We start from the raw sequence: 9,247 nt of genomic DNA, 5'->3' as shown, positions 1-9,247 counted from the left end.
TAGCTGTGGTTAATTGCTCCATGTTTTCACTACTCATCTTCATCGCCACCAGGTTTTATTTACTATTTCATTACCCGATTTGATGATTGGCGTGATGATGTGCGTTTGTTAATTGCGTTCTATATAGTTATTGAGAATCCGAATGTGTTGTGAGGTGAATATCTACGAGCTGGTTACAAGGTGGACCGTTTTTAGAACTTAGCTTTTTATTAAATGAACCAACGAAAATCGAATTAGTCATTTCTAAATTGAGTAATATTAACGTTAAAATAGAAGTCCTCAACCCGCCAGAATATATTCAGCAATTTTACGAGGGCTATCCTTATGATGAGGATGATCCCGACAGCGTGATCATCCATCGAATAGAAATCAACTTAACTGTGCACACCGTCCGACAACGGAAGGCTTTACTGTTCGTAGAGAAAATAAGTTCGGAAATATTATCATTTTCAATGTGCTTTTTCGGAGCTAAAGAAGATGCTCTAGAGTGGAATCAGCCAGCTATTAGAGATGTGGAATTTGATGAGTTTGTCCGGTTATTAATCTCACTCTATAAAGAGTTGAAGTTTTGCATGGGGGGGTTAGCAACCGAAGAAGACATGAAGGGTCTGTTTAATGTTAATAAAGGATGGCCCAATGAAAAATATAACTTTGAAAATGTTACTTTCAAAGACCTACATAAATTTCAGGCTATCTTAATTAATCAAGCTTTAAATGTAAAACTTCCCGAAGGACGGTTCACCCTCATTGATCATTCTTATATGCTTTATCAAAACGACTACAGTCCCCTCGGGAGACAATAGTTCAATTACAAAGCCTGCCGGCGAGATCCGGCAGGCTGTTCAGTTATAGCAGCTAATGGCTTGTCAACATGACCTCGACGTTTTTACGTGGGGGAGCTCATCTTTATATTTTCTGCAGGTCGAGGTTCCCCCCTCCTACATGGAGCGAATGGCGCTGGACGGCGTACATGCTGACAGAGTGGGCGTCCAGATGGAACGGATTAGCTTACCGCTTAACTACGGCTAGTATTTCATCCGCGACGAGATCAGGGCGATATTGATGGATATAATGCTCGGAATCCTTGATCACGACTTGCTTCGCCTGCGAGGACCAGGAGGTAAATTCCTTTTCGTATCGCGCCCAATCTTCATCGGCAACGCCTGAATAATCGGACGTCAGCACGGTGAGCGGGAGGTCGAAGGGCTTTTTGTCGTCCAGTACGATCTTTGCATTGCTCCGGGCTTGACGCAGCTCGTCGTCCATATTCGCATTCTGAAGCTTAAGCAAAGCGCCGGTCAGATCGATCTGCTTCAGTTCGTCCGGCACGAACTTCAAGCCGTTGCGGCTTGCGCGCGAGTTATCAATGACAGCTTGCGAGTGAAAAAGCAGCCGAATGACGCCCGTTTTGATGAGCAGCTTATTCAAAAAGCCCCCTGCGGAATCGAATGTATCGTTGTAGTAAAATTCCGGGCTGCCTGCATCGAGCATCACGATGCCCTTTACTTCGTCCGGGTATTTCTGCGCAAACCGGAGCGTTTCCAGAGAGCCAAGCGAATGGGCGGCCAGCACGTAAGGCGGTTTTTGGCCGGAAGCCTGCAGCGCTTCGTGTATTTCGCCAGCGATCGTATCGATGTCGCGCTTCTTGTCCGTCGTATCGCTGTATCCGTACCCGAACCGGTCGTATACCGCGAATTTGACATGCGGCGCCAGCTTTTCATACAGCGGGTAAAAATCGACATACGGGTTGGCCGTGCCCCAACCGGAAGCCAGAACGACCGTTACCTCCCCTTGGCCGCCGGCATACACATGCATTTTATCCCCATGAACTTCGTATAGCCGGCCGCTTGGGGTGTATGTTGTTAAATCTTTCCGGACGCTTGCTTGTTCATAAATCGCGCCGGCTCCCACGATCACGACAATAACCAAAACGCCGACAACAAAAATCTTTAACAACCGTTTACGCCATTTTCTCATTTTTTCATTCCCCGATTCCTCTGTTTAGCGTATCTCCCTGCTGCGGGTTCAGGCCGTGCTCCCAATGGATCCGAATGGATTTTCCATTAAAAAGGTCCGGGCTATCGGACACTTGGAAGTGCAGATGGGCTTCGCTGGAGTTGCCGGAATTTCCGCAAAGGCCGAGCAACTCGCCTTTCTTCACGACATCGCCGACGCCGACTGCGACGGATACCTTTTTCAAATGGGCCAGAAAGCTGTATTCCCCGGCGCCGTGGTCCAGGACGACGACATTGCCGATCGGTTGATCCGCATTCATCGTGCCGACCGGTTCGTTATCCGCGATGTCGCTGACCGCCTGTACAACGATGCCGTCTCGCGGGGCAACGATTTCTTGGCCGAATGCATGATAGCTTTCGTTTTTGGCCTGATCCCCGCTGTAGGAGCAGCCATCCTTCACTTGAATGAGATCATAAGCGTATCGCTGCATTTCATAATCGTAGTGGTAATTCGTCAGCGCATTTTCTCCGCCCCAGAATACGAACCATTCGCTTTTTAACGGCAGCGCGTATTCGTGCTTCGTTTTGACGGCGTCGGAGGCAGGGAAGCTCTCCAGCTGAACGACTTGGAGCGTAACGATCTCGCCATCGGGCAAGCTGCCTAACCTCAAGCCGATGCTTGGCGGCCTGATCGATCCAAGTATGGTACTTATAATCATTTAAATACAGCGTGGGCGTCGCCGTCCAAGCCGTCACATTCTTCAGAAGCTCGTTCCCGGTATCGCGAAAGGTCTCCAATGTGAATTGTTATTTGAAATCGCCGGATAATTGCCCATACACGCCTTCATAATCTTTATCGAGCAATGCTTGCCCGATTTCTTCGGGTTTGTATTTGAACATTTTTCTCCGCCTCCGTGTATGTATCTCTTTTCTTCAATCATAAGAGACGACTCTTACAAGAAGGAAAACACATTCTTACGTATATCTTAATTTTGATGACGAAAAATATATTCATCGACCGGCAATGTTAAAATAGTCGTACAACGATTGATCTGGGAGAGATGTACCGGTGAACGACAGTGCCATTCTTTTGGTCGACGACGAACAGGCCATTCTTCAATTGCTGGAAACCGTGCTGCGCAAGGAAGGGTTTCAGCGCATTGATAAAGCCGCGACAGCTGAATCGGCGCTTGCCTTATGCAGAGAAAAGCAGTATGACCTGTTGCTTCTCGACGTTACTTTGCCGCGCATGAGCGGTATTGAAGTATGCCCGCTGATTCGGCAAACGACCGATGCCCCCATTTTATTTCTCAGCGCAAGAACGACGGACTTCGATAAGCTGTCGGGCTTTGCCGTGGGGGGCGACGATTACGTGACCAAGCCCTTCAACCCGCTGGAGATCGTAGCGAGAATTAAATCTCTGCTGCGCCGGTCGCGCAAGGACCCGTCGGTATCCGAAGCGCAGCCCGGGAGGGTCGGGAAGGTGCTTGACTATGGCCGGTTCCGGATTAACGAGCAGGCTGCGGAGCTTCGGGTGAACGGGGAACCCGTCGTTTGTCCCTCACTCGTTTTTCAACTCCTGCTGTTTCTATGCAAGCATCCCAATCGCGTCTTTACGAAAAGCGAGCTTTATGAGCGGGTGTGGGGAGAACATAGCGTGAACGACGATAACACCGTGATGGTCCATATCCACCGGATCCGCGAGCGAATCGAGCCTAATCCGGCGCAGCCGCAGTATTTAGTAAACGTAAGAGGGCTTGGTTATAAAATGGTGGCAGCTCCCGGGGCGCTGCTATGAACGTAAAATGGCGGCTTAGCTTAAGGTTAATCGGATGGCTCGCATGCTTCGGCGTTTTGCTGCTTACGCTTGCGGGCATCGTTTTCGTGTGGATTGTTAAGGACCTGGCCAGAATGCAAGAGCAGCAGGATTTTCGAAGCATCGGGCTATCGAGGCTTGTCGATACGGTTCGCGCCGAAGGCGATAACTGGCGATTCGACCCCGAGTTGATCGGAATGATCGAGCGTACGGGGGGCTGGCTCCAGCGTATCGATGAGAACGGCAAGGTAACGGACGCCTTCTTTACGCCGCCGGATGTGCCGCAAGCGTATAATCCGGGCGAACTGACGGCGTATTGGACGGGCGAGCTGCCTTTTCCTTATCGGTTATCCATCTGGGTCGGGGAAAAGGACGGCGTAACCCATACGCTGCTGTACGGCATGAGCACGAAGGATGACGAATTTCTTGCGTCGCTGATTGAAGCCGGTCAAGCGCGCGAGGGCAGGTTCGCTTTGCCCGCAGAGCTGATGCGGCAGCTTGAGCTGAGAGGCGCATGGCTGCAGCTGTTGAATGCCGGCGGGGAGGAAGTCGCCGCCGCCAATAAGCCCAAAAAAGGAGCGATCGATCGGATCTCCGCGACGGAAATGGTGCTTAGAGCCAGCTATCCGGAGCGGTACGGCTCGAAGATCGTAACGAAATATGATCCGCTGACTCAGCGGACATGGATGCTAAGCATTGCGCTGCCTGGTTACGAGCCTGGGGAGAAGCCGGTATTAGTGCCGGCAGCCTTCCTGCTTGCAAAAGGGATCGGGGTGCTGGTGGCGGGAGCCATGCTGCTGCTGCTGCTCCTGTCCTATCTGTTTGGACATCGGATGGGCGCTCCGGTCGTGCATGTCTTGAACTGGCTGCGTCTGCTGGATAAAGGGCAATACGTAGAGCCGGCGGATACGCACGGCATACCGAAGAGCAAGCAGCGTCACGGCAAGACCAGAGGCAAATACAAAGTTTACGGCGATGTCATTCATTCGCTCGAGTCGTTATCCGGTACGCTTCACCGGAATGAACGGCTGCAGAAAGAGACGGAGCAGGTACGGGACGAATGGATCGCGGGCGTTTCCCATGACCTGAAGACGCCGCTCTCCTCGATTAAAGGCTATGCCCATATGCTCGAAACCGAGGATTACGAATGGTCCACCGATGAAGTCCGCGCTTTTGCCCGCGTGATTCTGGATAAATCCTCGCACATGGATGCTCTGATCAACGATCTTACCTTAACGTATCTATTGCGCAGCGGGCAGAAGCCGCCGTCGCGGGTGATCGTAGAGATGAATGCTTTCCTGGAGGCAATCCTGAGCGAGGCCGCCCAAAACCCGGTATACGGCCAGGGCGTCATTCGGTTTGTGCCTGGCAAGCCCGTTTACTTAACGATCTACAAGCCGTGGCTGCAGCGGATCGTCGATAATCTTGTTGCCAATGCGCTGCTGCACAACGGCGTCGGCACCACCTTGACCATTACGTTGGAAACGAGCAAGACCGACGGTACAACGATCATTACCTTCTCCGATGACGGGGAAGGCATGGACGAACAGACGCAGCGCAGGCTGTTTGAGCGCTATTATCGGGGCACCGACTCTGAGAGCCGCACGGAGGGAACGGGGCTCGGGATGGCCGTGAGCAAGGGGCTGGCCGAGGCATTGGGCGCCACCATCGAATTGGATAACGGCGTGGAGGGGACGTCCATACGGATTAGTTGGCGGGCGTGATTGCCTCACGGAAGTCACGGTGCGCGGGGCGTTTGCTTTGGCTATGCTAATTTAATCCGTGCACCATCCGGCATAATTCCCCATTCTACTAGAAAACAAGCCCTCGCGGTCGCGAGGGCTTGTTTTTCATAATACGTCCAGCATGGGCGTCTTCAGGCGTTTGCTAAGAACATTTATTTTATTTATTGAGCTGGAATTTGTCGTATACTGTATTACAAAAAAAAGGAGGACGGATCAACTTTGAGGGGGACAATGCGAAGGATCTATAACATTCCGATTTTTCCAAAGCTTATTATTACTTTTTTGATTATTACGATGCCCTTATTTACGTTAAGCCTTGTTATGAATGAACTTGGCAAGCAAGAGGTGAAAAGTCAAATATCCAATTCGATTACGATGAATATCCATTATTATTTCATTTCGCTCGAGAAGGAACTGGAGCGTATTATTCGAACGCAGCAACAATTCATTAACGACGAAGATCTTATGCAACTGAGTAACTCTTTATCGATAATGACGGATTACCAACGTGCGAAAGCGATCAACGATCTGAAGAATAAATTGACTACATTAAAAGATTCCAGCGTTTATATTAAAGACATCAGCTTATTCGTGACTTCGCTTAACGACACGATTTCGACCTCTAGCGGGGGAGAAGCGCCACGCTCCTTGGAAGAGGCGACGGAAATAGCGAAGGCGACGTATTCGAGCGGAATACCGATCACCTTCTGGCAGGGGCGTCTTTTTTTGAATTTAACCTATCCGAACAACCAGATGAAGCAAGATAAGTCTCCGTTATTTATTCAAAATATCGAATTGTCCATGGAAGCGCTAACAAACGCGCTGAATTCGTTCCCTCAAGATGGAGGAGCTATTTTTTTCAACGACAACTGGGTGATTGCCAATAATAAATATCCCGAGCGGCTAGCCGACATCCGATCAAAAATAGTAGAGCCTACGCAGCAATCGGCATTATTTACGAAGCAAGTTTCCGTGGGCAAAGAAAATTACATGGTCATTTACGAAAAATCAATGTTTTTGCAAGCATCGCTTCTCTTTTATTTTCCGGAGAACATCATTATAGGTCAGTTAAAAACATATGGCGTTTGGTTCCGGATGCTTGTCATCAGTTCGTTTATTATCGTTATTCTTTTCTCCTACGGGATTTACCTATTGATTCATCGCCCCCTTCAGTCACTGGTAAGAAGATTCAGAAGCGTTGAAGGAGGCAATCTTGCAACGGTTCTTACATCGAATCGCGGAGATGAATTCGGATATATCATTAATCGGTTCGAAAGAACCGTATTGAGCCTGAAGACGCTGATCGACGAGCTTTACGTACAGAAGATCAGGCTGCAGCAGTCGGAATTAAAGCAGCTGCAGATGCAAATCACCCCCCATTTCCTCTACAATAGTTTCTTTATTCTTCACCGCCTCATTAAGCATGGCGAGAATGAAACAGCGGAGTTGGTATCTAAAAATCTTGGGGATTATTTTCACTATATTACGAGAAACGGACTGGAGGAGGTTCCTTTCGAACATGAAGTAAACCATGTCCGGTCGTATGTTGAAATTCAAAATATCCGGTTTTCCAATCGAATCATCGTGGAGTTTGAACCGTTTCCCGAGAGCTTTCGGGGGATTATGATTCCACGCTTGATTTTGCAGCCTCTTGTCGAAAACGCTTACGAGCATGGACTCAGCGATATCATGTCGGAAGGAAGGCTGCAAATTCGATTCGCGGCGGATTCGGATCGGTTCTATTTTTCGGTTGAGGATAGCGGCGCGAGTTTGACGGAAGAGCGAATGGCGGAAATGATCGCAAAGCTAAGTTTGGAAAATGAAATAGAGACGACGGGGCTTATTAACATACATCGCCGCCTAAAGCTGAAATATGGCGAACGCGGTGGGCTAGAGATCATGCATAGCGCATTGGGAGGCTTGTTGGTTCGGATATATATCCCTAATGAAAAGGAGAATTCAGATGTATCGCCTATTAATCGTCGATGATGAACCTCTTATCGTAAACAGCATGGATCTTATGATTCGTGAAGCTGCGCATCTGGAACTTGAGACTTATCTCGCGTACAACGTCAACGAAGCGCTGGATTGTCTAAAGAAAGTTCGAATCGATATTGTGCTTTCGGATATCCGCATGCCGGGAATGAGCGGGATTGAGCTACATAAGCAAATCATTAAAAGCTGGCCAAGGTGTAAAATAATCTTTCTTACCGGATACAACGACTTCGAATACGCTCGTCATGCCATACGCACAGGCGGCGTAGTAGATTACGTGCTGAAAAACGAAGATGACAACGTCATTCTGGCGGCCGTGGAAAAAGCGTTCGCGGAAGTGGATCAGGTAGAAAACGGTGCCGACTATATCCTGAGCGCCAGAAAGAAGCTTCAGCTGGCTATTCCCGCGTTGCAACGCAATACGCTATTCGACCTGATGCGCGATTCCTCGATTTCTCCGAAGGATATCGAAAAAAGGTTTGAGGAGTCGGAAATCCCCTTGTTATCAAGCTCACGGGTATTTCTTGTGACGGGCAGAGTAGACGGGGGGAAGGAGGAGGCCAGCGAAACCGACCGTATGCTGCTTCTTTATGCCTGTCAGAACATTGCGGAGGAATATTTAGCCCCGACGATCGTTCATGTATCCGTTGCGTTCGAATCGAATAAGTTGATTTGGTTTCTGCAGCCCAGGGAATTTCTAACGAGAGACAGTTGGGATAAGGATCAGGAACAACGGGCATGGGAACAAATGAAAACAAGAGTATACAGCATTTTGGAGGCTGTGCAACAGACTTGCAAAAAGTTGCTGAAAATATCGCTCTCTCTCGTCATCGGTCGGGATCCTGTCGAATGGCTCGGACTTGGCGCTCAATTTTACTATTTAAAGGCTTTGCTCGGCCATGACGCCAATAACGGGCAAGAGTTGCTAATCCAAGACCGTGAACAGTTCGGACTGAATATGGACCAGGAGAGGCGCAGTTACTTCTCTGAGTCTCAACATATTAAAAAACAGTTAGAGTTGCTTGAGCAATACTTAGCTCGTGGAGAAAAAGAGAAATTCAGCAAACTTTATGATGAGCTGATGAGCTTAGATGAATTGTCCGGATATAAATTTCAGCTGGAGATGTTTTACAGGGTATCTCTCAGCTTCATTTCCTATGCGATCCGGCTTGATTTGTTCGATGAGCTATTCAGCAAGGTGGATCTTGGGAAAACGACGCAGTATGATGCGCACGGATCATGGAGCGACGCCGTTTCATATTTAGCCATGGTTGCCGAATATCTGCTCGAACGATACGAATCCATTCCCGAGGAACAAAACCAAAGGCTGATTACCTCCATCCATCAATATGTCCAAGTCCATCTCGGGGGAGATCTATCCCTAACCAAGTTATCTACGTTAGTTCATCGCAGTCCGACGTATTTATCCCGCTTGTACAAGCGGATGACGGGCAAAATGCTATCGGACTATATCACCGAACAAAGAATGAAAAATGCGCAAACGCAGCTGGCACATTCGACTATGAAAATTCAAGAAATAGCGCTTCGCGCAGGTTACGAGGCAGCGCCTCAATTTAACCGCTCGTTCAAAAAAATGTTCAAAATGACTCCGCAGGAATATAGAGATCAGTTTCATGCCACAAACGAGTAATACCGTACAGCGCAAAAGATGCCAAGGTAAAAGCAAGATTGGCAAATAGCTTCCGCTTTTTTAGTATTTTATACTTACGATGCAG

The 9,247-nt window shown here is 48.7% G+C and carries 7 protein-coding genes; 5 read left to right on the top strand and 2 right to left on the bottom strand.

The features are described from left to right. Positions 1-347: 347 nt before the first annotated feature. Positions 348-803 carry a hypothetical protein gene (locus tag ACFOTD_RS33355; protein ID WP_378124319.1) on the top strand — a complete coding sequence of 152 codons (456 nt, stop codon included), beginning with the start codon at positions 348-350 and terminating at the stop codon, positions 801-803. 205 nt (positions 804-1,008) lie between these two features. Here the strand turns inward: ACFOTD_RS33355 and ACFOTD_RS33350 are convergent, their stop codons facing one another. Both ACFOTD_RS33350 and ACFOTD_RS33345 read right to left on the bottom strand, forming a co-directional pair. Continuing rightward, positions 1,009-1,815, bottom strand: a complete 807-nt coding sequence (locus ACFOTD_RS33350; RefSeq protein WP_378124318.1) for an alpha/beta fold hydrolase — start codon at positions 1,813-1,815, stop codon at positions 1,009-1,011. A gap of 166 nt (positions 1,816-1,981) precedes the next feature. Further along, positions 1,982-2,674 (bottom strand): M23 family metallopeptidase, encoded by a 693-nt coding sequence (locus tag ACFOTD_RS33345; protein ID WP_378124316.1) that lies wholly within the window; start codon positions 2,672-2,674, stop codon positions 1,982-1,984. A 350-nt stretch (positions 2,675-3,024) separates the two neighbouring features. On the opposite strand from ACFOTD_RS33345, the gene ACFOTD_RS33340 reads away from it, so the two are divergent. The 4 genes from ACFOTD_RS33340 to ACFOTD_RS33325 all read left to right on the top strand — a co-directional run bounded on the left by ACFOTD_RS33340 (position 3,025) and on the right by ACFOTD_RS33325 (position 9,162). Next, a complete protein-coding gene (locus tag ACFOTD_RS33340; RefSeq protein ID WP_378124315.1) occupies positions 3,025-3,753 on the top strand; it encodes a response regulator transcription factor in 729 nt (242 codons plus the stop codon). After that, complete coding sequence (locus ACFOTD_RS33335) at positions 3,750-5,495, top strand: sensor histidine kinase (RefSeq protein ID WP_378124314.1); 1,746 nt, start codon at positions 3,750-3,752, stop codon at positions 5,493-5,495. Before ACFOTD_RS33340 ends, ACFOTD_RS33335 begins: the two co-directional genes overlap by 4 nt. A 240-nt stretch (positions 5,496-5,735) precedes the next feature. Continuing rightward, positions 5,736-7,505, top strand: coding sequence for a sensor histidine kinase (locus ACFOTD_RS33330; RefSeq protein WP_378124313.1), 1,770 nt, complete (start codon positions 5,736-5,738; stop codon positions 7,503-7,505). After that, positions 7,480-9,162 (top strand): response regulator, encoded by a 1,683-nt coding sequence (locus ACFOTD_RS33325; RefSeq protein ID WP_378124312.1) that lies wholly within the window; start codon positions 7,480-7,482, stop codon positions 9,160-9,162. The genes ACFOTD_RS33330 and ACFOTD_RS33325 overlap by 26 nt, the downstream gene beginning before the upstream one ends. Positions 9,163-9,247: the final 85 nt, after the last annotated feature.

The sequence above is a fragment of the Cohnella sp. GCM10012308 genome (genome assembly GCF_042649185.1).
Lineage (GTDB): Bacteria > Bacillota > Bacilli > Paenibacillales > Paenibacillaceae > Cohnella.
The sequence above is the reverse complement of the archived record's forward strand: the minus strand, read 5'-3'. Positions and strand labels throughout refer to the sequence as shown.

Coding starts and splice junctions, on each gene's coding strand:
- ACFOTD_RS33350 (WP_378124318.1), bottom strand. CDS start 1,815: ATGCATGTGTATGCCGGCGGCCAAGGGGAGGTAACGGTCGTTCTGGCT.
- ACFOTD_RS33335 (WP_378124314.1), top strand. CDS start 3,750: ATGAACGTAAAATGGCGGCTTAGCTTAAGGTTAATCGGATGGCTCGCA.
- ACFOTD_RS33325 (WP_378124312.1), top strand. CDS start 7,480: ATGTATCGCCTATTAATCGTCGATGATGAACCTCTTATCGTAAACAGC.
- ACFOTD_RS33345 (WP_378124316.1), bottom strand. CDS start 2,674: ATGATTATAAGTACCATACTTGGATCGATCAGGCCGCCAAGCATCGGC.